At 72.0% G+C, this 24,614-nt stretch carries 17 protein-coding genes, 1 pseudogene and 2 riboswitches; of the genes and pseudogenes, 3 read left to right on the forward strand and 15 right to left on the reverse strand.

Annotated features, from left to right (window positions below; translation table 11 throughout):
• The 9 genes from kdpB to UK12_RS27165 all read right to left on the reverse strand — a co-directional run.
• A partial coding sequence (gene kdpB, locus UK12_RS27130) for a potassium-transporting ATPase subunit KdpB (protein WP_045305807.1) occupies positions 1-1,746 on the reverse strand: 1,746 nt, incomplete at its 3' end.
• Positions 1,746-3,407 (reverse strand): potassium-transporting ATPase subunit KdpA, encoded by a 1,662-nt coding sequence (gene kdpA, locus UK12_RS27135; RefSeq protein WP_045305808.1) that lies wholly within the window; start codon positions 3,405-3,407, stop codon positions 1,746-1,748. The genes kdpA and kdpB, both read right to left, overlap by 1 nt.
• Before the next feature lies 1 nt (position 3,408).
• On the reverse strand, positions 3,409-3,498 hold the full coding sequence (gene kdpF / locus UK12_RS40070; RefSeq protein WP_045305809.1) for a K(+)-transporting ATPase subunit F: 90 nt from the start codon (positions 3,496-3,498) through the stop codon (positions 3,409-3,411).
• A gap of 420 nt (positions 3,499-3,918) precedes the next feature.
• On the reverse strand, positions 3,919-3,990 hold the full coding sequence (locus UK12_RS45165) for a 50S ribosomal protein bL37 (RefSeq protein ID WP_442973854.1): 72 nt from the start codon (positions 3,988-3,990) through the stop codon (positions 3,919-3,921).
• Between the two features lie 80 nt (positions 3,991-4,070).
• Positions 4,071-4,922, reverse strand: coding sequence for an SDR family NAD(P)-dependent oxidoreductase (locus UK12_RS27145; RefSeq protein WP_045305810.1), 852 nt, complete (start codon positions 4,920-4,922; stop codon positions 4,071-4,073).
• A gap of 361 nt (positions 4,923-5,283) precedes the next feature.
• A complete protein-coding gene (locus UK12_RS27150) occupies positions 5,284-5,865 on the reverse strand; it encodes a hypothetical protein (RefSeq protein ID WP_052682186.1) in 582 nt (193 codons plus the stop codon).
• Positions 5,866-6,044: 179 nt separating this feature from the next.
• Positions 6,045-6,776, reverse strand: a complete 732-nt coding sequence (locus UK12_RS27155; protein WP_045305811.1) for an MgtC/SapB family protein — start codon at positions 6,774-6,776, stop codon at positions 6,045-6,047.
• 119 nt (positions 6,777-6,895) lie between these two features.
• Complete coding sequence (locus UK12_RS27160; RefSeq protein ID WP_045305812.1) at positions 6,896-8,545, reverse strand: NRAMP family divalent metal transporter; 1,650 nt, start codon at positions 8,543-8,545, stop codon at positions 6,896-6,898.
• A gap of 380 nt (positions 8,546-8,925) precedes the next feature.
• Positions 8,926-9,101: riboswitch (M-box (ykoK) riboswitch) on the reverse strand.
• A gap of 181 nt (positions 9,102-9,282) precedes the next feature.
• A complete protein-coding gene (locus UK12_RS27165; RefSeq protein ID WP_045305813.1) occupies positions 9,283-10,686 on the reverse strand; it encodes an NAD(P)/FAD-dependent oxidoreductase in 1,404 nt (467 codons plus the stop codon).
• 421 nt (positions 10,687-11,107) lie between these two features.
• Here UK12_RS27165 and UK12_RS27170 point away from each other — a divergent pair, with 421 nt between their 5' ends.
• Positions 11,108-12,664 (forward strand): carboxylesterase/lipase family protein, encoded by a 1,557-nt coding sequence (locus UK12_RS27170; protein WP_045305821.1) that lies wholly within the window; start codon positions 11,108-11,110, stop codon positions 12,662-12,664.
• 108 nt (positions 12,665-12,772) lie between these two features.
• Here UK12_RS27170 and UK12_RS27175 read toward each other — a convergent pair whose 3' ends face one another.
• Positions 12,773-13,582: a CAP domain-containing protein gene (locus tag UK12_RS27175; protein ID WP_197085201.1), complete on the reverse strand. Its 810-nt coding sequence runs from the start codon at positions 13,580-13,582 to the stop codon at positions 12,773-12,775.
• Between the two features lie 107 nt (positions 13,583-13,689).
• Positions 13,690-13,860: riboswitch (cyclic di-AMP (ydaO/yuaA leader) on the reverse strand.
• A 314-nt stretch (positions 13,861-14,174) separates the two neighbouring features.
• On the opposite strand from UK12_RS27175, the gene UK12_RS27180 reads away from it, so the two are divergent.
• Positions 14,175-14,744, forward strand: a complete 570-nt coding sequence (locus UK12_RS27180) for a Uma2 family endonuclease (RefSeq protein ID WP_045305814.1) — start codon at positions 14,175-14,177, stop codon at positions 14,742-14,744.
• Positions 14,745-14,819: 75 nt separating this feature from the next.
• On the opposite strand, the gene UK12_RS27185 is transcribed toward UK12_RS27180, so the two are convergent.
• The 4 genes from UK12_RS27185 to UK12_RS27200 all read right to left on the reverse strand — a co-directional run bounded on the left by UK12_RS27185 (position 14,820) and on the right by UK12_RS27200 (position 20,860).
• Positions 14,820-17,390, reverse strand: a complete 2,571-nt coding sequence (locus UK12_RS27185) for an ABC transporter permease (RefSeq protein ID WP_045305815.1) — start codon at positions 17,388-17,390, stop codon at positions 14,820-14,822.
• A gap of 60 nt (positions 17,391-17,450) precedes the next feature.
• Positions 17,451-18,236 carry an ABC transporter ATP-binding protein gene (locus UK12_RS27190; protein WP_045305816.1) on the reverse strand — a complete coding sequence of 262 codons (786 nt, stop codon included), beginning with the start codon at positions 18,234-18,236 and terminating at the stop codon, positions 17,451-17,453.
• A gap of 189 nt (positions 18,237-18,425) precedes the next feature.
• The gene (locus UK12_RS27195) at positions 18,426-19,139 is read right to left on the reverse strand and encodes a response regulator (protein WP_045305817.1); all 714 of its coding nucleotides are present in this window, start codon (positions 19,137-19,139) and stop codon (positions 18,426-18,428) included.
• Positions 19,136-20,860: a sensor histidine kinase gene (locus UK12_RS27200; protein WP_045305818.1), complete on the reverse strand. Its 1,725-nt coding sequence runs from the start codon at positions 20,858-20,860 to the stop codon at positions 19,136-19,138. Before UK12_RS27200 ends, UK12_RS27195 begins: the two co-directional genes overlap by 4 nt.
• 460 nt (positions 20,861-21,320) lie before the next feature.
• Here UK12_RS27200 and UK12_RS27205 point away from each other — a divergent pair, with 460 nt between their 5' ends.
• Positions 21,321-22,376, forward strand: a complete 1,056-nt coding sequence (locus UK12_RS27205) for a hypothetical protein (RefSeq protein ID WP_156178955.1) — start codon at positions 21,321-21,323, stop codon at positions 22,374-22,376.
• A gap of 1,865 nt (positions 22,377-24,241) precedes the next feature.
• Here UK12_RS27205 and UK12_RS41670 read toward each other — a convergent pair.
• Positions 24,242-24,614, reverse strand: a pseudogene (locus UK12_RS41670) (potassium-transporting ATPase subunit B); the annotation flags it as partial.

Genomic DNA, 24,614 nt, shown 5'->3' on the forward strand with positions numbered 1-24,614 from the left:
GACGATCTCGATCAGCTTGGTCGGGTTGGAGTCCAGGTCGACCATGTTGCCGGCCTCCTTGGCCGCCATGGTCCCGGTGTTCATCGCGACACCGACGTCGGCCTGGGCCAGGGCGGGAGCGTCGTTGGTGCCGTCACCGGTCATCGCGACCAGCTTGCCACCCTCCTGCTCCTTCTTGATCAGGGCCATCTTGTCCTCGGGCGTGGCCTCGGCCAGGAAGTCGTCGACTCCGGCCTCCTCGGCGATCGCCTTGGCGGTCAGCGGGTTGTCACCCGTGATCATGATGGTCTTGATGCCCATCCGGCGGAGCTCGTCGAAGCGCTCCTTCATGCCCTCCTTGACGACGTCCTTGAGGTAGATGACGCCGAGGGCCTTCGGTGCCGCGCTGCCGATCCGGGAGGCGACCAACAGCGGGGTGCCACCGGCGGCGGAGATGCCGTCGACCAGGTCGGCTACGTCGCTGCCGACCGTACCGCCGTTGTCGGTCACCCACCTGGTGACCGAACCGGCCGCGCCCTTGCGGACCGAGTGCACGCCGTCGGCCTCGTCGAGGTCGACGCCGGACATCCGGGTCTGCGCGGTGAACGGCACCCAGGTGGCGTGCGTCAGCTCGCCCTGGGCACGGGCCCGCAGGCCGTACTCGGTCTTGGCCAGGACCACGATCGAACGGCCCTCGGGGGTCTCGTCGGCGAGCGAGGAGAGCTGGGCGGCGTCGGCGAGCTCGTCGACGGTCACGCCCTTGGCCGGCTGGAACTCGGCGGCCTGGCGGTTGCCGAGGGTGATGGTGCCGGTCTTGTCCAGCAGCAGGGTGTTGACGTCACCGGCGGCCTCGACCGCGCGGCCGGACATCGCCAGCACGTTGCGCTGCACCAGCCGGTCCATGCCCGCGATGCCGATCGCGGAGAGCAGCGCACCGATGGTGGTCGGGATCAGCGCCACGATCAGCGCGACCAGCACGATCATCGACTGCGGGGCGCCCGCGAAGGTCGCCATCGGCTGCAGGGTGACCACGGCGACCAGGAAGACGATCGTCAGGGACGCCAGCAGGATGTTCAGCGCGATCTCGTTCGGCGTCTTCTGCCGGGCGGCGCCCTCGACCAGGGCGATCATCCGGTCGATGAAGGTCTTGCCGGGCTCCGAGGAGATCTTGACCACGATCCGGTCGGACAGCACCTTGGTGCCGCCGGTCACCGCGCTGCGGTCACCGCCCGACTCGCGGATCACCGGAGCGGACTCACCGGTGATCGCCGACTCGTCGACGCTGGCCACGCCCTCGACGACGTCACCGTCGCCCGGGATGATCTGCCCCGCCTCGACCACCACGTGGTCGCCGAGCTGGAGCGCGGTCGCCGAGACCTCCTCCTCGTCCTGCTTGGCGGGCCAGTCGGTCAGGCGGCGGGCGGTGGTGTCGGTCTTGGTCCGGCGCAGCGTGTCGGCCTGCGCCTTGCCGCGGCCCTCGGCGACGGCCTCGGCCAGGTTGGCGAAGACCGTGGTCAGCCAGAGCCACACCGTGATCGCCCAGGCGAACACGCTCGGGTTCGCGATCGCCGACACGGTGGTGACCACCGAGCCGACCTCGACCACGAACATGACCGGGTTCTTGACCATCACCCGCGGGTCGAGCTTCTTCACCGCGTCGGGCAGCGAGGAGACGATCAGCTTGGGGTCGAGCAGGCCACCGGAGACTCTGTGCGGAGCGGCGGCCTCGGCCTGCTCTACAGGCGTGGGGGTAAGAGTGGACGACATCAGTGGAGACCTTCCGCGATCGGCCCGAGAGCCAGGGCCGGGAAGTAGGTGAGGCCGACGACGATCAGGACGACGCCCGACAGCAGGCCCACGAACAGCGGCTTGTGGGTGGGCAGGGTGCCCGGGGTGGCGGGAACGGGCTGCTGCTGGGCGAGCGAGCCGGCCAGCGCCAGGACGAACACCATCGGCAGGAACCGGCCGAACAGCATGGCCAGGCCCAGCGCGGTGTCGTACCACTCGGTGTTCACCGTCAGACCGCCGAACGCCGAACCGTTGTTGTTGCTGGCCGAGGTGAACGCGTACAGCACCTCGGAGAAACCGTGCGCACCGGAGTTCAGCATCGCCGCCCGCTCACCGGGCAGCGCCATCGCGACACCGGTGCCGACCAGGACCAGCGTGGGCGTGGTGAGGATGTAGAGGGAGGCGAACTTCATCTCGCGGCCGCCGAGCTTCTTGCCCAGGTACTCGGGCGTGCGGCCGACCATCAGACCCGCCACGAAGACCGCGACGATGGCCAGGATCAGCATGCCGTACAGGCCGGATCCGGTACCGCCGGGGGCGATCTCGCCGAGCATCATGTTGAAGATCGTGATGCCGCCGCCGAAGGGGGTGAGCGAGTCGTGCGCCGCGTCGACGGCACCGGTGGAGGTCAGCGTGGTGGAGACCGCGAAGAGGCTGGAGGCCGCGACGCCGAAGCGCTGCTCCTTGCCCTCCATCGCACTGCCGGCCGCCTGCAGTGCGGCACCGCCGTGGTGCTGCTCGGCGAGCGTCATCAGCGCGGCGGAGGCGACCCAGAAGATGCCCATCACCGCGACGATGGCGTAGCCCTGGCGGTTGTCGCCGACCATCTTGCCGAAGGTGCGGGGCAGCGCGAAGGAGATCACCAGCAGCAGGAAGATCTCCAGCAGGTTGGTGAAGCCGGTCGGGTTCTCGAAGGGGTGGGCCGAGTTGGCGTTGAAGAAGCCGCCGCCGTTGGTGCCCAGCTCCTTGATGACCTCCTGGGAGGCCACCGGACCGCCCGGGATCGACTGGGTGTCGCCGCCGAGGGTGGCGATGTCGTGGAAGCCGTGGAAGTTCTGCACCACACCGTTCGCCACCAGGACCAGGGCGAAGACGATCGAGACCGGCAGCAGCAGGCGCAGCGAGATCCGGGTGAGGTCCACCCAGAAGTTGCCGACGCGGTCGGTGCGGTTACGGGTGAAGCCCCGGATCAGCGCGGCCACGATGGCGATGCCGACGGCGGCGGAGACGAAGTTCTGCACCGCCAGACCGGCCATCTGCACCAGGTGGCCCAGGGTGGACTCACCCGCGTAGGACTGCCAGTTGGTGTTGGAGACGAAGGAGGTGGCGGTGTTCCAGGCCGTGTGCGGCTCGACCCCCTTGTTGCCCAGGCTCAGCGGGAGCACGCTCTGGATCCGCTGGAGCAGGTAGAGGAAGAGCACCGAGGCGGCGGAGAACGCCAGCACCGAGCGCAGGTAGACCGGCCAGCGCTGGTCGGCGTCGCCGTCGACACCGATGACCTTGTAGAGACCGCGCTCGACTCTGAGGTGCTTGGCGGTGGTGAGGAGCTTGGCGATGTAGTCGCCAAGGGGGCGGTAGCACAGGGCCAGGGCGCCGACCAGGGCGATGGCCTGCAACCAGCCCGCGAGAGTAGAACTCATGTCAGAACTTCTCCGGGTAGATCAGCGCCACGACGAGGTAGCCGACCAGTGCGACGGCGACGATGAGACCTGCGATGTTCTCGGCAGTCACAGCTTCTCCACCCCCTTCGCGATCAGGGCCAGGACGACGAACACGGCAACCGTGACGCCGACGTAGATGAGATCGGGCATGGGTTCCACCAAAGTGGTTCAGGGTGTGTGGTCGCAGGTGCCCCGGAAGCCCCTCACGACGCCGACGGGAGGCCGGCAAGAGGAGCCAACCAGCCACCGGCCGCCGTTTGCGCGACCCTGACGCCCTCCATACGGGTGGCTCGAAAACATTGACGCATCCTTGATGACCGCTTCACACACCCGAGACCTGGCCTTGTCCCGATCGTTCCACAGCATCCGAAAGGCCCCGGGAGACCCTCCGTCCACGCTGGTCAGAGCGGGTACGGAGGGCCTCCCGGGGCCCGGGACGGTCATCACCCGGCGCCGGTGGCACGCTGCGCCGGGTGGGCACGGGGGTCGCTCAGGCTGGCCTGCGGCCGTGGTTGGCCTTCTTCTTGCGGCGGTCCTTCTTCTTACGGGCGCGCTTGGACATACCTGCTCTGCTCTCCGATCCGGCGTCTGTCGGTGGTGTGGTGTCCAGCGGGTGCGGTGCCGCCTGCTGGTGACGTGGCGTCAGGCACCGGCGACCAGCTGGTCGGCGAGCTTGGCCAGACGGCGGCGGGAACGCTCCTCATGGACGGCCTGGGCGGTCTGCGCGATGTCGCCGCCGTCGTAGTACGCGCCGTTGACCAGCACGGTCCCGGGCAGGCATAGGCGGACCACCGCCGCCGCGCCCTCGGCCGGCGGCGCGCCCACCCGCCCGTACAGGGGCAGCAGAGCGGTGTCGCACAGCCCGGGGTTGAGGCTGACCGCCGTGATGCCGGTGCCCTCGGGGGCCATGTCGAGGGTGGCCATGGTCAGCGCGAGCTGCGACTGCGCGTACGCGGCGACCCGGGAGTACTTCTTGACCCGGTGCGGGTCGGTCCAGTTCATCGCGGCCGTACGGTGCAGGGAGGAGGACACGTTGACCACCCGGGCGCCCCGGGCCGCCGCCAGCGGGCCCTGCAGCTGCCTGGTCAGCAGGTGCGCGGCAAGGAAGTTGACCTGGAGCGAGACCTCGTTGCCGTCGTCCGTCAGGGTGCAGCGCTCCGGCGCCATCACCGCCGCATTGTTGACCAGCAGGTCGAGCGCGGGCACCGTACGGGCGACCATCGCGGCCAGCACCGAGACCGCCGCCAGACGCGTGAAGTCGGCCGTGTAGGTGAGGAGTTGGGCGCGGTCGGCGCCGGCGGCGACCAGTCGCTCGACGGCGTCCTCGCCCTCGGCGGCGGTGCGCGCGTGCACGATCACGGTGGCACCGTGCTCGGCGAGCATGCGGGCGCTCTCCCATCCGATGCCGGAGGAGGCGCCGGTGACCAGGGCGGTCCGGTTCGAGAGAACACGGTCCGCGGGGGACGGCAGGGACGGCAGGACTGCGTCGGGCATGACCCATCCAAGGGGTTGCGGGCGCATCCCGGGGTGCCGCCGCGCGACCGAACTGCGCGGCGGGGCCGGGACTGCGAGAGGTGTACGTGCTGGAGCTCCGTGCGCCGACCGCGCACGGGAGTAAGACACAGGCGGGCCCCGGTCACGAGTACCGGGGGCCCGCCTGCGGCGCTATCGGAGCGTGGCTTCGCGGGGAGGAAGCGCTACCGGATGGCGACGAGGACCGCGACAACAGCCCCCGCCCGCGGATGCGGCGGGCGGTCGTGATGGCGTGTCGAGCAGGTCATGCCCTCATTCAAGTGGACCACCGATCGTCCGGGCAAGGACGGTTCACCCTCCCTGATGAATCCTTGATGCAGGATCAGCCCTGCGGGTTTCTCCCCGGGCTCCGCACGGTCCGGCCGACGCCGTCGGGCGCTGAGGCCCGGCCGGCGGCGGTGTCGACGAGCAGGTGGGCCAGGTCGGCGGGGAGATCGAGGTGGTGGGCGATCCAGGCGGCGTCGCGGCCGTGGGTGGCGAGCACCCAGGCGGTCTGCAGGCAGTCCCGCCCGGGGTCGGCCGTGGTCGGGCGGCGGCGGGCCAGCGCCTCCTCCGGGAAGCCCGCCAGGGCGTCGGCGCCGTACCACCGGCCGTCCGGCGGCGGCCCGGGTGCGGCGGGGCGGTCCCGTCGGGCGGCGGACCTGCGGCGGTGCAGCACCACCGCGACCACCGCGAACACGGCCGCCCCGGCACCGGTCAGAGCCGCCCCGACCAGCGGCCGGACGTGGGCCGGCACCAGGCCGAGGACGACCAGTTCCACCAGCAGCAGGGTGAGCACGCCCAGCACCGCCAGCCCCTCACCCGTGCGCGGGTGGACGGCCCGGCTGCCCGGGGCCCGGGGGTGTGCGACCCGGGGGCGGATGTTCCGGGGATGCATGGCCCGGGAGTGGGCGTACGGCCTCATCGGGGTCCCTCCGCTTCCAGTCTCGCACCGGTGCACGGGCACCGGCACCGGGTGGCCCGGGACCGCCGCCCCGGGCGGCCGGGCCCGGCGGGGGGTGGTCGGACGGGGGTGGTCGGACGGGGGTGGTCGGACGGGGGTGGTCGGACGGGGGTGGTCAGGGTGGCCGGCCGGCCGGCCGGTCAGGCGAGGGCTTCCTCCTCCGTCCCGGCGGGGCCGTCCTCCAGGTGCCAGTGCAGGTCGCGGACGGCCGGTTCGAGCGAGAGCCGGGAGACGACCTGCTCCAGTGCGGCGGTGACGTCGCCCGTGATCGCCACCGTCGCGCGGACGCCGGTGACCTCGCCCCGTTCGCGGCGGGCACGCAGCCCGGTCGGCGCCAGGCCCGAGGCCGCGAGGGCCTGCAACAGCAGGGCGCGGACATGCGTCTCGGACTGCCGCTCGCACTCCAGGTGGACGGTGGCGCGCACGGTCGTGTCGGGGTCGGTACCGGCGAGCGGGGCCCGGTCGATCAGGCGGCCCGCCGGACGCAGCACCAGGTGCACGGCCAGCACGGCCAGCGTCCCCAGCACGGCCAGGTCGTACCGGCCGGAGGCGGCGAGCACCCCGACGGCGGCCGAACACCACAGGGTGGCCGCCGTGTTGAGCCCGCGCACGCCCGCACCGTCGCGGAGGATGACACCACCGCCGAGGAAGCCGATGCCGGAGACGACGTACGAGGCGACCCTGGTCGGGCTGCCGACGTCGCCGACGGCCTCGCTGTACAGCACGAACAGCGTCGCCCCGGCGGCGACCAGCGCGTTGGTGCGCAGGCCCGCCATCCGGGCCCGCCACTGGCGTTCGACACCGATGAGCGCCCCGCAGGCGACACCGGTGGCCAGCCGGAGAATGAAGTCGATCGCGGTCAGGGTGTGCATCGTGGCACCTCCTCATCGGTGGCTGAACGTAGTTGACGGACCGCCAGGCCGCGATGACCGCCGGGCTCGGGTCGCGCGTGCACCCGATCCGGCGGGCACGGCACTGCCGGCGCGAGGGGTCACTGGGAGAGCGCGACCTGGACGATCTTCACGATGACCAGCACCATCGCGACCAGCAGGTACGAGCGCAGTGCGCCCATGCCGATCTTGCGGGCGGTGGACATCGACGGGCGGGCCAGGGTCTCCAGCGGCGGCATCCGCCACGCGTCGCGGCCCGTGCGGTCCTGGGGGTCCTCCTTCGTGGCGGTGCGCCGACGGGTGAAGGAGTACCCGGCGGCCAGCACCCCGAGGACACCGCAGACGGCCATGATCTGCAGGATCGCGTCGGCGCTGATGTCCGGGAAGAGGACGGCGGCGGTGAGGATGACCGACAGGGTGACCAGGACGCCGACGACCGCCGCGGTGAACGCGTTGGTCTTGGGCCCGTTGACCCAAGGGCCGAGCACCTGGCGGTCGTTGCAGAGCAGCAGCAGGAAGACCGAGGCCGAGGGCAGCAGCACACCGGCCAGGGTCTGGACGCCCTCGGTCAGCAGACCGAGCGGCGAACCGGGGATCAGCACGATGGTCGCGGCGAGCCCCACCAGGCCGGCGTACACGGCGTAGAAGCCCTTGGCGCCGCCGACGCCCCGGTGCAGCGAGTGCTTGAGGCCGAGCACGTCACCGATCGCGTAGGCGGTGGAGAGCGAGACGGCGAAGGCACCGATGATCGAGGCGTCCAGCAGCGCGATCGCGAACAGCACACCCGCGACCTTGCCCGCGTGGTCCGCCAGGCCCTTGGCCACCCCGGCCGCGTCGGTGAACTGGCCGACGCCACCCGTGCCGGCGAAGGCGGCGGCGGTGAAGCCCATCATCGCGGCGGCCCCGACGACCACGACCGCGATCCCGATGGCCAGGTCGGCCTTCTCGTACTTCATGAAGTGCGGAGTGATCCGCTTGTCGATGACGTACGACTGCTGGAAGAAGAGCTGCCAGGGCGCGACGGTGGTCCCGACGATGCCGATGATGAGCAGCATCACGGTGGACAACTCACCTGCGCCACCGGGCATGTTGGGCACCACGAAGTCCCGCGCCAGCTGCGAGGTCTTCGGGTGGACCAGGAAGTAGACGGGGACCAGCAGCAGCGATCCGGCGCAGAGCGCGATGGCGATCCGCTCGAAGCGCTGGAACGAGCCGGTGAAGGCGGAGGCGATGATGATCGCGGCGGCGAGCACCACGGCGGCCACCTTGGGCAGTCCGAGGTATCCGGCGGCCAGGGTGATCCCGATGAACTCGGTGACCAGGGTGAGCGCGTTGAGCAGGAACAGGTCGATCACGCTGAACGCGCCCCAGAACCTGCCGAAGCGCTCCAGGATCAGCCGGGCGTGGCCGACCCCGGTGACGGCACCCAGTCTGAGCACCATCTCCTGGTTGACGTAGAGCACGGGGATCAGCAGGAGCAGCGTCCACAGCAGGTGCGTGCCGTAGTTCTGGCCCGCCTGGCCGTAGGTGGCGAAGGCACCGGCGTCGTTGTCGCCCACCATCACGATCAGACCGGGCCCGATGATCGCCAGCAGGGTCTTCAGCTTGGCGGAGAGGCCGTGGCGCGGAGCGGTGTCGTCGAGGCTGATGGTGCCCAGGGCGCCTTTGATGTCGCCGACGTGGGCGTCGTCGAGCACTGCGGCGCGGGGCGCCGGGATCTCGGGCGTGGTCATCGTGGTGATGTCGGTCATGGCGAACCTCCCTAACCCCCCGGTTCAGGGGGAGAGTTCGGGCACGCAGCAGTAATTCTCCGCACGAGGGCACACCGCGGCAGCCCATGGCGGCGTAACGCCATGGGGGCATGAGGACACGACTCATGAAGGCATCAGGACATGAGGTCATGAAGTCGCGAGGACATGACGGCATGGCGCCGCACTGAGCTGACGGTGCGTCAGAGATACTCGTGGAGAGAGTTGTTACCGCGTGCCAATGGAGAACGAGGACATGCGGATGTGGGGTCGTTTATGACCCGGACTACTGCAACTCGAATCCATGTCTCTCGCCTCCTTCCGGCCGGGGCGCACGTGTGCGCCGTATCGACACGGCAAGGAGCGGACCGGCGGGAACAGCCGGTTCACCCCAACTCGTCAGAGCTTTGGCACTCCACGGCGTGATCCGGCCCTTGAGCCGGAAGCCACTTGGGATCAACCCTTAGGTCGGGAAGATCTGTCCTGATCCGGAGCGTCTCTCGACGGTTGGGATCAGTGGCCTGTGTCCGTGAAGACGCCTCACCGAACGAGGTGCCTTTTCAAACCTCGTCAAGCGTAGACCACCGAAAGGGTCCCTCGGCCACATTTACCGAATTTTGACCGACCCGCCCGGTCGGAACGGGAACCCTCGGCACCGGTCCTCGGAATTCCGGTCCGTGCGACCCTCGGCCCCGCGACCCGCGACCCGCGACCCGCTCCCCGTTCCGGGCCCGGCGCCGTCAGGGCTCCACGCGCCGCCCCCGGGCGCCGCCGTGCACCACGGCCTGCCAGAGCACGCCCGGCGCGAAGAGCCGGGTCGGCGGGGCGGTCAGCGACAGGGTGTCGACGAACGCGCTCTGCGCCACCCGGTTGCTCCGGGCCGCGCTCAACACCCGGTCCAGGTAGGCGTGCTGGAACCTCAGCAGCGGTCCTCGGCGGCCACCGACGGTGGTCTCGTAGCGGAGGTCCTCGGAGGAGGCCATCTGCCAGGCCGTCTCCGCCGCCCGGAACACCGCCCGCTGGACCCGCCTCGTGGGCACCGGAAGTCCGACCGCCCTACCGGCGGCGGACGTTGCCACCCCCGATCCGCGAGCGCCACGCCCGCCGGCCGAGAGCAGGCCACGCAGCACCAGCGCGGACCGGGCCGCCACCGACATGCCCTGCCCGTACATCGGATTGAAGGTGCAGGCGGCGTCGCCGACCACCAGCAGCCCCTCGGGGAGGCCGGCCAGCCGCTCGTAGTGCCGCCGACGGCTGGGCGGCGGACGGAAGCCGTGGATCGGACCGACCGGTTCGAGACCCTTGAGCACCTCGTGCAGGTCCGGCGCCCGCAGCTCCCGGGTGAAGGCGAGGAACCCCTCGGGATCGGTGGGCGCGGTGAAGCCGCGCATCCCGCCGATCGTCACCATCCAGCGGCCCCCCTCCACCGGGAGCAGGACGCCGAAGCGCGGATTGTGCCCCGGCCTGGGCTGGAGGTACAGCGCACGGCCGACGGGCAGGTCCTCGGCCCGGCGGAACAGTCCGGTGGCGTAGCTGACCCCGCCGTCGACCACGCTCTCCTCGGGAACGTCGAACCCAAGGTCGTTCAGCCAGTGGGGAGTTCGCGAGGTGCGGCCCGTGGCGTCCACGACCACCTCGGCGGCCAGCACGGTCTCGGAGCGGTCACTGCTGCCGCGCTCACGGCAGCGGACTCCGGCGATCCTGGGCCCGGCGACGGTCAGCCCGACGGCTTCGACGCCGTCGCGCGTCTCGATGCCCGGATGCGACAGCACCTGGTGGCGCAGCGCCCAGTCGATCAGCGGGCGGGTGAAACAGACGATGCTGTGCCGGGACGAGAAGGTGTCGAGCCAGCCGGCGGGTGTGAGCCAGCGGATGTCGGTGGGCAGCCCGAGGTGCTGCGCGCCTTCACCGGCGAGCAGCGCGGTCGTTCCGGGCAGCAGCCGCTCGATGGCGTTCAGCCCGGACGGCATGAGCAGGTGGGCCTGCCTGGCCTGCGGCACTCCCCCGGCGAACTCGGCCTTCGCGGGCCGGCGGTCGCGCTCCACGAGGGTCACCCGCCAGCCCGCCTCGGCGAGGACCCGGGCATGCAGCAGCCCGGCCAGGCTGCCTCCCAGAACGGCGGCGCTGCCAACCGGCTGCGGCATCTCGGTCCCTCTCCGGGCCTCTCGGCCGGCTCGGTGTCTGTCGGATCGCGGTGTCTGTCGGATCGTGCGCGGTGTCCAGTGGTGCGGGGGCGTACGGCAGTTCGGCGCACGACGGTGCGAAGTGGTGCACGACGGCGCGAGTAGGGGCGTGCGGAGCGGGCAAGGGGCGTGCAAGGTCGGACCGAGTGCATTCTGCCCATCGGAGCCGGACCGCTAACCAGCATCCGCCGAGCCCGGCGGCGGACCGGGTCCGGACCGGAGGTCGAGCAGGTCGGGACCGGAGGTCGTGTGGGTCGGGTGCGGGCATCGGATATCTTGACAGTACATCGACATATAAATGGGGACTTCTCCCCATTTCTCTGTTAGGGTCGCGGCCGAGGGGTTGGCGACCGCCGACCCGCCGATCGTGCGAGGTATCGCCGTGAGCACTCCCCCGCCCGCATTCCCCGTGGTCCGCACCGCCCAGGGCGCCGTCCGAGGCGTCGGATCGGCGGGGATCGCCTCGTTCCGCGGCATCCCCTACGCCCGGCCGCCGGTGGGCCCGCTGCGCTTTGCCGCCCCGGCCGCCGCGCTCCCCTGGGACGGTGTGCGCGAGGCGTTCGCCTTCGGCCCCGCCGCGCCCCAGCCGTTCCTCGGGATGGACCTGCCCGCTGGAGAACCGGGCATGGCCGCCGAGCACGAGTGGCTGACGGTGAACGTCTGGACCCCCGAGACCGGCCCCGCCGGGCTGCCCGTCATGGTCTGGTTCTACGGCGGCGGCTATCTGGCCGGGGACAGCTCGGTGCCGACCTTCGACGGGGCGCGGCTCGCCCGGGAGGGCCGAGTGGTCGTCGTCTCGTTCAACTACCGGGTGGGGGTGGAGGGTTTCGCCCAGATCGACGGCGCGGTGGCCAACCGCGGGCTGCTCGACCAGCTGGCAGCACTGCGCTGGGTGCAGCAGAACATCACGGCCTTCGGCGGCGACCCGCAGCGCGTGACGGCCTTCGGGCAGTCGGCGGGCGCCGGGTCCATCGCGGCACTGCTGGCCATGCCCGACGCCTCGGGGCTGTTCCGGCGGGCCGTCCTGCAGAGCGTCCCCCGGCTGTACTTCAGCAGTGCACTGGCCCGGGACATCGCGAGCGAGCTCGCCGCGCTGGTCTGGCTCCCGGCCGACGCCGACGCCCTGCGGGCCCTGCCCCCGCACCAACTGGTGGAGGCGGCCGGCCAGTTGACTTCCCGGATGCCCAAGCACGCCGACCGCTGGGGGGCGGTCGCCGACGCGGCGATGCCCTTCGCGCCGGTGGTCGACGGCGAGGTGCTGCCGCAGGACCCCTGGACGGCCGTCGCCGCCGGCAGCGCACGCGAGGTGGAGCTCCTGATCGGCCACACCCGCGACGAGTACCGGCTCTACCTGGTGGCGGGCGGGCTGCTCGGCAGGATCGGCGCGGAGCAGGCCGGGCACGCGCTGCGCACCTTCGTCCCCGGGCCGGACGGACCCGCCGCCTACCGCGCCGCCCACCCGTCCGCCGAGCCCGGCACGCTCCTCGAACTCGCCTGCTCGGACTGGCTGTTCCGGATGCCGACGGTCCGGCTCGCCGAGGCCCAGGCGGCTGCGGGCGGCAGCGCCCACCTGTTCGAGTACGCGCACACCGCCGGTGAACTCGGCGGCGCGTTCGGCGCCTGCCACGGCAGCGAGGTCCCCCTGGTCTTCGGCAGCTACACGGCCGGCGTAGCCAACCCCTTCCACGCGAACCCGCCGGCCCCGGCCACCGAGGCTCTCGGCGTCCGGCTCCGCCGCGCCTGGACCGGCTTCGCCAGCACCGGGAGCGCCGACTGGCCGCACTACACCCCCGAGTCCCGCCTCACCCGTGTCTTCGACACCGCGGGCAGCACGGACCCGGGGTCCACCGAGACCCCACAGGCGGTCGCGTACCCGCACGAGGCCGCCCGCGCGATCTGGGCCGAGCACCCGATGGACCCGCTCGACCTCCGGCGCTGACCGGACTCCCCGACTACGACGCCGCTTCCGCCCGATCAGCCGACGGCCCCGGCCCGCCGTTCGGGGCGGTGGCCGGGCCGGAGCCGGGCCACCGCCGCGAGAGGTGCGTCAGTTGGAGAAGTCGTGCGTGAGCCAGACGGTTCCGTGGGCGTCCCGGTAGACCGCGATACCGATGTGGGTGAACTCCGAGCTGAGGATGTTCTTGCGGTGGCCGTCGTTCGGCGGCGTCTCGTTCAGCATGTCCTGGGTCAGGCTGACGGCCATGGCGGCGATGTCCTGGCTGGCGGAACTGACCGGACCACCCTCGCCTATGTTCTCGCCCACGGCGTTCCACTGGATGCCCTGGGCCGTCTCCCGGTCCCCCAACTCGGCCTCGCCCGGGCACTGGTGGGACATGCCGCAACCGCCGGCCATCTGCTGGTTGTGCGCCTCGGCGCTGCGGGTCAGCCCCGCGGTGATGGTGTAGGCGGGCAGACCCTGGGCGGCGCGCGCCTGGTTGATCAGGCTGAGCACCTGCTGCACGGCATTCGCGTCGGAACCGGGCTGCGCGGGGGCGGGAGCGGGGGCCTGGGTGGCCGGCGCCGACGGGGACGAGGACGGTGCCGAGGACGCGTGGGACGCACCGGTCGGAGCTGCGGACGGTGCGGTGTGCGAGCCGCTACCGGGCCGCGCGGTCGCGGAGGCGGTGGGCCTGGCCGCGTGGCCGGTCGAGGCCGAGGCCGATGCCGACGGGGAGGCCGACGGGGACGCGTGGGACGCCCCGGCGCCGGCCGCGCCGGAGTGCTGTCCGGCGTGCGAGTCGGCCTGGTAGTGGTGGCCGGAGTCGGCCTGGTGGTGGTACTGGTGGTGCTCCTGCCAGGAGGCGTGGCTCGCGTGCGGGCGGGCGTCGGGAGCCGCGGAGGCTCCGCTCGCGCTCACCAGCGGCAGCATGAGGCCGGCGCCGGCGACCCCGGCGGTGGCGGCGAGACGGGGGGCATACCTCCGGCGTGCACGGCGGTGTCGGCCGGTACCTGAAGTCAGCATAGGGCGTTCCTCTGCGACGCCTACGAGGTGAGCTGTCGGGTTCGGGCCGTGAGGTAGCCCGGCCGTACGAGACGGCTTCACCCCGAGCCGCAGCCTGGAAAGCCCGAAGAACGGGCTGAGCAGGGCACGGCGAACTACCTGGTTCCCCCGCTCCTGCCCGGTGCACAGCTCGACGTCCCGTCGGCCGGTGGACAGGACTCGGCGTCCCGGCGACAGGGTCCGCAAGTGCGAACAGCCTGAACGCTAGGCAGATCGACCCGCAGGGCACAAGTCCGTATAGCGCACATCACACTGAGGCCGAGAGAACTGACAGACAATCACATTCAGGACGTAACGCACCATAATCTGCCATATCAGGACAACCATGCCCGTGACCCGCCCCGGGGGCCCGCGGTGCACCGGACGATCGCTGGATTCGCGAGTGCGCCCGGGAGCCCTCAGCTGGCGGGAGGCCGTCTTCGGGTCCCGGCGATGGAAGGATGAGGGCATGACCGAGTTCCAGGCATCCGAACGTCATGCCCAGCTGCTGGCGTACGCGCAGAGCCTGAGCCCGCCGTCGGGCTGGAAGGTCGAGGTGTCCGGCGACGAGATCATCGTGATGGCGGGACCATCGGTGATCCACCAGCGGAATCTGCTGGTCGTCCGGGAGCAGTTCGACGCGCACCGACCGGCTGACCTGATGCCGAGCGAGAACACCGATCTGGCGTCACCGAACGTCGGCAAGCTTCGCAACCCCGACCTGGCCTACATCCCGATCGCGGTGGTCGAGCCCGGGGGGAACGACGTCCCCGCCGAGCTGGCCGCGATCGCGGTCGAGATCGTCTCTCCGTCGAACCCGGAGAACGACCTGGTGGGCAAGGTCCGGGACTACCCGCTGATGGACATCCCGCTGTATCTGCTGATCGACCCGCGCGACGGCGTGATCACGCTCTACTCCGACCCCGCGAGCGGTGCCTACCACCAGCAGTGGAACGCCGGATTCGGCGACACCGTACCCGTCCCGGAGCCGTTCGCGTTCGACCTGGCCACCGACAACCTGGTCCGCTACCCCGTCTGACGTCCACGCGGCTGGGCACCGCACGGCACGAACGCTCACGGTCTCGTGATGCGGCGGTGCGAGCCCGCCGCCGCGCTACTGCGCGTTGATCGCCCGCAGCGTGTTCAGGCGGGCCGCCCGCCGGGCCGGCCAGACCGCCGCCAGCCCCCCGATCGCCAGGCCGAGCAGCAGGAACAGGCCGAGCCGCGCCCAGGGCAGCACGATCTCGTACTGCGAGAGCGAGGATCGGGTCAGGCTGCCGCATGCCCAGGCCAGGAAGATCCCCGTGCCGATGCCCATGGCTGCGCCGAACAGCGAGATCACCACCGATTCCAGGCGCACCATCTGCTTGACGCCCCTGTTGTCGAGGCCGATCGCGCGCAGCAGCCCGATCTCCCGGGTCCGCTCGAAGACCGACATGGCCAGGGTGTTGATGACGCCGAGCACTCCGATGACGACGGTCATGCCGAGCAGGCCGTACATCATGTTGAGCATCGTGTCGATCATGCCGGACTGCGCCTTCGTCAACTGGTCCTGGTTCTGCACCTGGAGGAGCGGGCTGTTGCCGAGGGCCTTGCGGATGTCCTGGTCGAGGCCGCTCGTGTTCCGGCCGGACACGGCCTTGACCAGAATGCTGTCGAGCTTCCCTCCGTTCGCGTACGGCAGGACGTCGCCCATGGTGCCCACGGCGCCGCCGACGGCGCGGGTCTGCTGGTAGACACCGACGACGGTCAGCTCCTTCTTGTGGCCGTGGCCCAGCGTGCCTTGGAAGGTGTCGCCCTTCGACAGGCCGGTGTCCTTGGCCAGCTGGTCGGAGAGCGCGATCTTGCCGGGGCCGATGTCTGCGAGCGAGCCGCTGCTGAACCTCAGGTCGGAGACCCGGCCGAGCCGCTGCGGGTCCGCGCCGGTGAGCGCGGCGAACTTGCCCCGCGCACCCAGGTTCGAGGAGGCGACGGGCACCGACTCCGCGACGCCCGGGACTTCGGCGACCTTCGCGCCGAGTGCGGGGTCGAGGCCGGCGAAGCCGGTGTTGGACACCTTGTAGTCCGCGGTCAGGCCCCGCACCGCCGCGTCCTTGAGGGCGGCGTTCGTGGAGCTGCCGGTCACGCTCAGGCCCGTGATCAGGGTGAGCCCGATCATCAGGGCGGAGGCGGTGGCGGCGGTGCGGCGCGGGTTGCGCAGCGCGTTCTCCCTGGCGAGCTTGCCGCTGACGCCGAAGAGCCGGGTGGTGACCGCCCCCGCGAGCCGGATCAGCGGCCGGGACAGCAGCGGTGCGATCACGATCACGCCCGTCAACGTGAGCACCGAGCCGAGTCCGGCGGCTTTGAGGTTGGTGTCGGCTCCGTCCTTCTGCGTGGAGACGTACAGCATGGTGAGGACACCGGCGCCGGTGAGCAGCCCGCCGAGGCTGTTGCGGAGCACCATGCTGCGCTTGGGCGGCGTCTGGTCGACGGTGTTCAGTGCCTCCACCGGTGCGACCTTCGCGGCCTTGCGGGACGGCAGCCAGGCGGCGAGCACGGTGATGCCGACGCCGACCACCAGGGCCCGGAGGAGCGTGTCCGTGGAGATGACCAGGGGGCCGTCCGGCAGGCTCAGGCCGCTCGCGTCGAGGAGCGGCCTGAGGGCGGTCGCGATACCGGTGCCGAGTGCGAATCCGGCCGCGGTGGCACCGAGTCCGAGCAGAGCGGCCTCGATGAGGATCGCGCGGACGACCTGGCGGCGCAGGGCCCCGATGGCGCGCAGCAGCGCGGTCTCACGGCTTCGCTGGGCGATCAGCATGGTGAAGGTGTTGGCGATGATGAAGGCGCCGACGAACAGCGAGATCCCGGCGAAGCCGAGGAGCATCCGGGTGAGCTCCTTGGTGTTTTCGGCGATCCGCTCCGCCTGCTCGCGCGCGAGCTGGGCTCCGCTGGTGACCGTGATGCCGTTGGCGGGCAGCAGCTCGCGGATCCTGCCGGTGAGCTCCTGGTTGTCGGTGCCGGGTGCGGAGCCGACGGCCAGCTCGTCGAACCGGCCCTCCTGCAGGAAGAGTTGTTGTGCGGTGCGGGTGTCGAAGAGCGCGAGGCTGCCGCCCGCCCTCACCCGCGGGTCGTCGGTGTCGACGGTGCCGACCAGCTTCTTGGTGAGTGCGGGGCCGTTGGTGGCGAAGCGGACGGAGTCGCCGATGGCGTAACCGGCCTTCTCGGCGGTTCGGCGGTCCAGAGCCAGCTCTTCACCGGTGGTGGGGCCGCGTCCGGCGCTGACGGGGAAACGGCTGTCCCGGTCGCTGTGCGGTGTGTCCGGTGAGTAGTTGGTCGCCAGGTTCTGCCCGTAGTTGTCGGCGTTCAGCGGTCGGCCGTCCTTGGCGGCCAGGGTGGCGCTGCCGTTGACGGTGGGGCGCACGGACGTGACGCCGGGCACGGCGCGGACCCTGTCGGCGAGATCACTGGTGAGCGCCGTGGACCGGGCGTCGTCCGCCTCGCTGTCGGAGCTCCGCTGGGACGCGGCCTGTACGGATACGGCGACGTCCTTGAGGTTCTTGGCGGAGGCGTCGCGCAGGGCCCGGGTGACGGTGTCGCCGAAGACGAGCGTGCCGGAGACGAAGGCGACGCCGAGCGTGATCGCGAGGGCGGTCATGACCAATCGGGCTTTGTGCGCAAAGACGTTGCGCAGGGCTGTACGCAGCATGGCGGTGGTCCCACTTCTGGGGTGCGTGGCGGAAGTCCGGGCGGGGAGCGGGCCGTGGGGTCAGCTGGTGCGGGCCCCGGTGTCGAAGCGCCTCATCCGCTCCAGGACGCCCTCGGCGGTCGGTGCGTGCAGCTCGTCGGTGAGCCGGCCGTCGGCGAGGAAGACCACGCGGTCGGCGTAGGCGGCGGCCGCCGGGTCGTGGGTGACCATCACGACGGTCTGGCCCAACTCCCGTACGGAATCCCGCAGGAAGCCCAGGATCTCGGAGCCGGCGCGGGAGTCCAGGTTGCCGGTCGGCTCGTCCGCGAAGATTATCTCCGGCCGGGACGCGAGGGCACGGGCCACGGCGACACGCTGCTGCTGGCCGCCGGAGAGCTGGGCGGGGCGGTGGCTCAGTCGTCCGGAGAGGCCGACGGTCGCCACGACAGTGTCCAGCCACTGCCGGTCCGGCCTGCGGCCCGCGATGGCCATCGGCAGCGTGATGTTCTCCAGCGCCGTCAGTGTGGGGAGCAGGTTGAACGCCTGGAAGACGAAACCGACGCTGTCCCGGCGCAGCCGGGTGAGCTGTCGGTCGTTCAGGCTGGACAGCTCGGTGTCGCCGATCTGTGCGGAGCCTGCGGAGACCGAGTCGAGGCCCGCCATGCAGTGCATCAGAGTCGACTTGCCGGAGCCGGACGGCCCCATGATCGCGGTGAACCGGCCGCGTCCGAACTCCAACGAGACCGAGTCCAGGGCGACGATCCGGGTCTCGCCCTGGCCGTAGACCTTGCTCAGCCCGGTGGCCCGGGCGGCGGCAGGACCCGTGGAGGGGAGGGCGGGCACGGGGGCGGCTGCCTGCATCGACATGTCAGCTCCGGAGGTACGGGGAAGAGGGTGTGTGACTGCCTCTCATCCTCGATGCGCCGTACCGCCGAACCGTCGGCCTCAGGGTGTGGATGAGGCGTCTGTCGAAGGGGCAGGCCCGGGGGCGCGCGTAGTCCTCGGGGCGGACGGCCGTCTCTGTCCTCCGGCAGAGACGATGTGCGGGGCCGCTGCTCAGGCCAGCAGCCCCGTCCGGTACGCCAGTACCGCCGCCTGGACCCGGCTGTCCGTGCCCGTCTTCACCAGGACGGCGCTGACGTGGGTCTTCACCGTGCCCACGCCGATGCCCAGCTGACGGCCGATCTCCGCGTTGGCCAGGCCCCGGCCCAGCAGTGCGAGGACGTCGCGCTCCCGGCCGGTGAGCTCCGCCAGCCGCTGTTCGGGGACGGAACCGGAGGCCGGTGCTGACGGCCCCCCGGGTCCTGGCGTGCCGGCACCGCCGTTGAACATGCGCTCGATGACGGTGCGGGTGACCTTGGGTGAGAGGACCGCGTCGCCCGCGGCGGCGGCCCGTACCGCACTGATCAGCTCCTGCGGGCCCTCGTCCTTGAGCAGGAAGCCGGTGGCACCGGACCGCAGCGCGCGCGTCACGTTCTCCTCGTCGCCGAAGGTGGTGAGCATGACGACCTGCGGCCGGGGGCGGAGGACGAGGAGCCGCTCGATCGCGGCGAGCCCGTCGAGCACGGGCATCCGGATGTCGATCAGGGCCACGTCGGGACGGGTCTCGCCGGCGACCCGCACGGCCTCCTCGCCGTTCGTCGCCTCGCCGACCACCTCGATGCCCTCGGCATGACGCAGGATCAGCCGGACGCCGTGCCGGATCAGCTCCTCGTCGTCGGCGAGCAGGACCCGGATCGGGCGGTGGTCGGAACCGGGAAACTCGGTCATGGGGACTCCCACGGTGGCGTACGCGACACCATGGGTACGGTGAAGCGGTCGATCGTGGCCAACGTATCGCCACGGAAGCAGAACCGGGTGATCCTGAGGTGACCGCGGCCCTCCCCGGCGCCCGCGGCAGTGGACTCCCCGGGGCCGGCGCCCTCGGCCGGCGGCGTGGAGTCCTCGAACGGAAACGTCGAGTACATGCAGTTCGTCACAGACTCCGGGTGAGCCGGCTCCCGGCCCGTCGCCGCCGCGCGCACCGCCGTGTTGTCCCCGTACACGGCCTCCTCCACCATCTTGCGGGACATCCCGATCCGGGGCGGCTCGTGATTGCGGGGGTCGGGTTCCGGGAACGCCTGGGTGACCAGGAAGAGGCCGCACATCATCAGCACGCCCACGCCCATGAGGCCGAGGAGCCCGCTGAGGGCATTCACGGCACGGCGTCGGACACCGGCGGGTGAGTGGTCGGAGCGCGGCTCGGACGGCGATTCACGCGGCGGGGCGCCCGCGGCGGCGAGGCTCGCTCCCGGGTCCGGCTGTGCCGGGATCCGCGCTGTCACCGCGAAGCCTCCGGCCGGCGTCGGGCCCGCCTCCAGGGTGCCGCCGAGCAGTGCCACCCGTTCCCGCAGGCCGACGAGGCCACGTCCCGAGCCCAGGCCGGTCGCCGCTTCCGGGGCCACCGGCGGAAGCCCGTTGCGTACGAGCACCTCCACACGGTCGTCGGTGTGCGTGACCGCCACGGTGACACGGGCTCCGGCGGCGTACCGGTGCACGTTGGTCAGCGACTCGCGCACCACGCGGTGCACCGCACGCCGCACCTGGGCCGCGCGGTCGTTCAGGTCGGGGCCGTCCCAGGTGAGATCGACGGGTATGCCGCCGCTGCGCGACTCCTCGGCCAGCGCCTCGACATCGGATCGGGTACCCGTGCTGTCGGTCAGGGCGTCGGTCCCGGTGTCCCGCCCCAACGGGCCCAGGACACCGAGCACTTCGCGCAGCTCCCGCATCGCCTCTGCGGCGGCCCGGCGCACCAGGGCCGCCTCGTCGCGCAGTTCGGGCGACTCCTTCTGCAGTGCCATCTCCAGGCCGCCCGTGTGCAGCGAGACCAGGCTGAGCCGGTGGCCGACCAGGTCGTGCATCTCAGCGGCGATCCGGGACCGCTCATGTATCCGGGACTCGCTGTCCGCGAGCCGGCGGGCCGCCTCCGCGGCGGCGGCACGTTCCCGGAGCGCCCGCAGCAGCCGCTCCTCCTGTCCGCCCGAGATGCCGAGAAGTCCCGGCACCATCAGCGTGCTGGCGGCGAGTACGGCGCCGAGCGCGAGCCCGAACGGGTGGCTGCCGAGCCCGATGCCCGGGGCGAAGGCGGCGCAGGACAGCGTCGCCAGAACGGTCGAGGCGAGTAGCACGGCGCCCCGGCGCCGGGGGACCACCAGGTGCTTGGCCGTGGTGTACGCGGTCATGGCGGCCGGCAGCCCGGCGGCGGGCAGCAGGCCCACGACGACGGAGATGCCCAGCAGGCTCGTCGTGGGGAAGCGACGGCGGACGGCGAGCAGGGCGAGGGCGACGGCACCGAGGAGGAGCTGAACCTCACCGGACGGGCCCCGGCCCCGCAGGACCTGCTGGGTGAGGAGCATCAGCAACGCGCCGCCGGCCACTTCCGCGAGCGCGCGCCACAGCCCCCGGCCCTGTTCTCCAGGGGCCGTGAACGGATTTCGGGAGATGGGGGCCATCGGCCAATTGTCCGGGGCAGTGGTGCGCGTCTGCATGCGACCTGGGGATGAGGTACTGCTCCGTCGAAAGCCAGAGGCGTGGATCAGGCGTACCCGGCGGTGCCCGACATCCGGTCCGCGCGGAGCGGCGCACGGCCTCGACACAGGTACGGCTGCCTGCGCCCCGGTCCGGCGTGACGTTCGGTCCGCCGCGCGGCCGGCATCCACAACACCGGGGATACCTGCGGTTGCTGATCGTCCCGGGGTCGTTCACCTGTTCCGGCGCCTGCCTGACCACGGGCGGGTCGTGCGTGAGCGGTTCTGTTACGGCGTGGTGACGTGGCGGGTATGGCAGGCGAACATCGGTCCGAGAGGATTTTCACAGAGCGTCCGCCGGGTCTCCATCACGTGTGTGGGAGAGGGAGGCGAGTACGCGGCACCACCTCTACCGCCACCACGTTCGTGTTCCCGGGGGACCACCATGCCTGCTCGTCCTGTTCGCCGTCGCTCCCGCCTGTTCGCCACCGCCGCCACCGCTGTCGTGATCGGCGCTGCTGTTCCACTGTTCGGCGGTGCCTCCGCGGCCTGGGCCTGCGGCGACGACGACACCGCTCCGGCGGCTGCGGTGGCTACCGGCACTCCGACGGCCACGGCATCGGCCGGCACCGCCTCGACCGCGAGCGCTGCGCCGACGGCGAGCACCGCGCCGACCGCCCAGGGCGCTTCGACCGGCCCGGCCGCCGGGTCACCGTCCGCCGCCACCCCGCACACGCCTGCTCCGGTGCACCACGGCGAGGCGCGGAGCGCCTTCCTGCCGGGGATGCCCGACAGCATCACGGCGGGCGGCAGCCCGATCGAATTCGGCGTGGAGATGGCCAACTTCACCGGCGCGGCGTACGACAACCTCCGCCCGTTCCTCGGCTTCTACAACAACGAGGCGGGCTCCCACCCCGGCGGCGGAACCAACCTGCGGCCCGAGGACTTCACCGTCCAGGTCATGACCGGCGGCCAGTGGAAGACCCTGCCGGTGCACCACGGATGCGACCCGGTGATCTACCCCGACACCTCCAGCCTCGCCCAGCACCTGGACAACGACCGGGCCGCCCGCTTCGCGTTCCGCGTCGCGCTCTCCGCCAAGGCGCCGGCCGACCAGAGCAACATCACGGTCTACTTCGGCACGTCGGACGGCGGCATGGCCCCCGCCCGCACCCTTCACATCGTGCGCACCGGCAAGCCGACCGGTACGCCCACGGACCCGGCCCCGGCGCACACCGGCAAGCCGACCCGCTCCGCCCCGGCCACGCCGCCCACCACCGGGCCGGCGCAGTCCAAGGCCGCGCCCACAGCGGCGATCTCGCCCGCCGCCGTGCCGATGGCGGCAACCCCGACCGCAGCGGCCCCCGACACCCAGCAGCTCGCCTCCACCGGCGGCGGCGACTCCTCCGGACCGCTGATCGGCGCCGGCGGGGCCCTGATCGTCCTCGGCGCGGCCGCGGTGGCGATGGCCACGCGCCGTCGCTCGACCACCCGCCGCTGAGGCGCAGACCAGGGGCGGGGTCCCGACGGCATCCACCGTCGGCACCCCGCCCTCGCGGCGTTTCCGATGCGGACCGCCGGCCCCGGTCACTTGGTGACGGAGGGGCGGGCGGCGGCGGGCTGCTAGGTCGGCCAGCCGGGCCCGGGAGCGGGTCAGCTCGACCACCCGTCCGGCCAGCTCAGCCTCCCGTGCGGCCGGCAGCAGCCGGGAGAGCCCGAGTTGGACGCCGGCCGGCAGCGCGCCGCTCAGCAGGTAGGCCCAGCACCGCCACGGCCAGCCGGAGCACAGGAACCGCACCGGATGGGCCGTCAGCGCGGCCCGCAGCGCGAGGCCGGGCGGCCGGGCCGCCGGTTCTCCGGTTCTCCGGGCATGCGTCCCCTCCATGTCGCTGCTGCTCGGGCCACTCGACCCTGGTCGGCGGCCGGGTGGCGGCCGGGTGGCGGCCGGCAACCGTGCCCGGCAGGTAGAGAAAACCCCACCGTCGACACTCGAGCCAGCTCTCCTGACGGCGCGCCATCCAGCCGGTGCAATGGCGGGGTGACGATTGAGCTACCCGAACGAACCGCTGCCGCACCCGTGTCGGCCGAGGTACCGCACCGGACCGGACACCGGTGGGCCGGACGCCGGTGGGCCGCGAACAGCGCGGGCAGACGTGGTGTGTGGTCGGCCGGATGGCTGGCCGCCGCGGTCTGGGCCGGGTCCTTCCCGCTGCTGTCCGGGCTGCCGACGCACCGGCTCTGGGGCCTGTTCGCCGCCGTGGGCTACCTGTGCGCGGCCGGGGTGGCGGCCTGGATGCCGGGTTCGCGGGCGCGTCCGGCCTCGGCGGCGGTGGCCCTGCTCGGCGCGGTGCTGCTGCCGCTCGCGGTCCTGCTGATCGGCGGACAGGCGCAGTCCGAGGTCGCGGTCATCGAACGTTCGGCGGACCTGCTGGCCCGCACCGGCAGCCCGTACCTCCCGGACCCGCAGCAGGTCGCGGACTTCACCCCGTACCTGCCCGGGATGGCCCTGCTCGGCCTGCCCCGGGTGCTGCTGGGCGCGACCCCGCTCGCGGACCCGAGGCTCTGGTGCGCCGCCGTCCTGCTGGTGTGCCTGGCGGCCGGGCGCGCGGTGCTGCGGCCAAGAGGTGGTCGGGTCAAGGGTGTTGAGCAGGCCGAGGCCGGGCGGCCGTCGTTCGGGGCCGGGCTGACGGCGCTGTTCGCCTCGCCGGTGGTGGCGCTGCCGGTCTGCGTCAGCGGGGTGGACCTGCCGTTGACGGGTGCGTGCTGCCTAGGTCTGGCGCTCGCCGCGCGCGGACGTCCGGTCGCGGCCGGGGCGGCACTGGCGCTGGCGTTCTCGTTCAAGTGGTCGGCCTGGCCGGCGCTGCCGGTCGCGCTCGCGCTGCTCGCCGCGGTGTACGGCGGCCGGGCCGCGGTCCGGTGCGCGGCCGCCGGCCTGGCCGGTACGGCGGCGCTGATCGTGCCGGTCGCGGTGGTCGCACCGCACGAGATGGCCGAACAGGTGTTGGCGTTCCCGACCGGCCGCGCTGCCGTACCGACTCCGGCCGGCAGCCCGCTGCCGGGCCATCTGCTCGCCGAACTGGGCCCCGCGGGCTGGTTCGCAGCCGTCGCCCTGCTGGCCCTGGGCGGTACCGCGCTCGCACTGTCGCTGCTCCTGCGTCCGCCCGGCTCCGCCGTCGCGGCCGCCGACCGGCTGGCCCTCGGCCTCACCCTGGCCTTCGCCCTCGCCCCGGCGGGCCGCTTCGGGTACCTCGCCCTGCCGGTCGTCCTGGTGGTGTGGACCCGTCTCTCCGAGCTGCCCGCCGCGCAGGGCGCGGAGCAGGTGACACCGGCAAGAGGTCAACTCCAAAGCCTTAAAAGACTGTTGGTTCACAGCCCCGGAATGAACTGCACCACCAGGTCGATCAGCTTGATCCCGATGAACGGCAGGACCAGCCCGCCGAGACCGAACACCCGCAGGTTGCGCCCGAGCAGGTCGGAGGCCGAGGACGGCCGGTAGCGGACGCCGCGCAGGGCGAGTGGGATCAGCGCGACGATGATCAGGGCGTTGAAGATGATCGCCGAGGTGATCGCCGAGGTCGGGCTGTGCAGATCCATGATGTTGAGATGGCGCAGCCCCGGGTAGGCCCCGGCGAACATCGCGGGGATGATCGCGAAGTACTTCGCGACGTCGTTGGCGATCGAGAAGGTGGTGAGCGCGCCTCGGGTGATCAGCAGCTGCTTGCCGATCTCGACGATCTCG

The sequence above is a fragment of the Saccharothrix sp. ST-888 genome (genome assembly GCF_000955975.1).
Classification (GTDB): Bacteria; Actinomycetota; Actinomycetes; order Streptomycetales; family Streptomycetaceae; genus Kitasatospora.

Bases quoted from the DNA above. Each gene is read 5' to 3' on its own strand.
- kdpA (WP_045305808.1), bottom strand. From the start codon at position 3,407: ATGAGTTCTACTCTCGCGGGCTGGTTGCAGGCCATCGCCCTGGTCGGC.
- UK12_RS27145 (WP_045305810.1), bottom strand. From the start codon at position 4,922: ATGCCCGACGCAGTCCTGCCGTCCCTGCCGTCCCCCGCGGACCGTGTT.
- UK12_RS27150 (WP_052682186.1), bottom strand. From the start codon at position 5,865: ATGAGGCCGTACGCCCACTCCCGGGCCATGCATCCCCGGAACATCCGC.
- UK12_RS27155 (WP_045305811.1), bottom strand. From the start codon at position 6,776: ATGCACACCCTGACCGCGATCGACTTCATTCTCCGGCTGGCCACCGGT.
- UK12_RS27160 (WP_045305812.1), bottom strand. From the start codon at position 8,545: ATGACCGACATCACCACGATGACCACGCCCGAGATCCCGGCGCCCCGC.
- UK12_RS27165 (WP_045305813.1), bottom strand. From the start codon at position 10,686: ATGCCGCAGCCGGTTGGCAGCGCCGCCGTTCTGGGAGGCAGCCTGGCC.
- UK12_RS27180 (WP_045305814.1), top strand. From the start codon at position 14,175: ATGACCGAGTTCCAGGCATCCGAACGTCATGCCCAGCTGCTGGCGTAC.
- UK12_RS27185 (WP_045305815.1), bottom strand. From the start codon at position 17,390: ATGCTGCGTACAGCCCTGCGCAACGTCTTTGCGCACAAAGCCCGATTG.
- UK12_RS27190 (WP_045305816.1), bottom strand. From the start codon at position 18,236: ATGTCGATGCAGGCAGCCGCCCCCGTGCCCGCCCTCCCCTCCACGGGT.
- UK12_RS27195 (WP_045305817.1), bottom strand. From the start codon at position 19,139: ATGACCGAGTTTCCCGGTTCCGACCACCGCCCGATCCGGGTCCTGCTC.
- UK12_RS27200 (WP_045305818.1), bottom strand. From the start codon at position 20,860: ATGGCCCCCATCTCCCGAAATCCGTTCACGGCCCCTGGAGAACAGGGC.
- UK12_RS27205 (WP_156178955.1), top strand. From the start codon at position 21,321: ATGCCTGCTCGTCCTGTTCGCCGTCGCTCCCGCCTGTTCGCCACCGCC.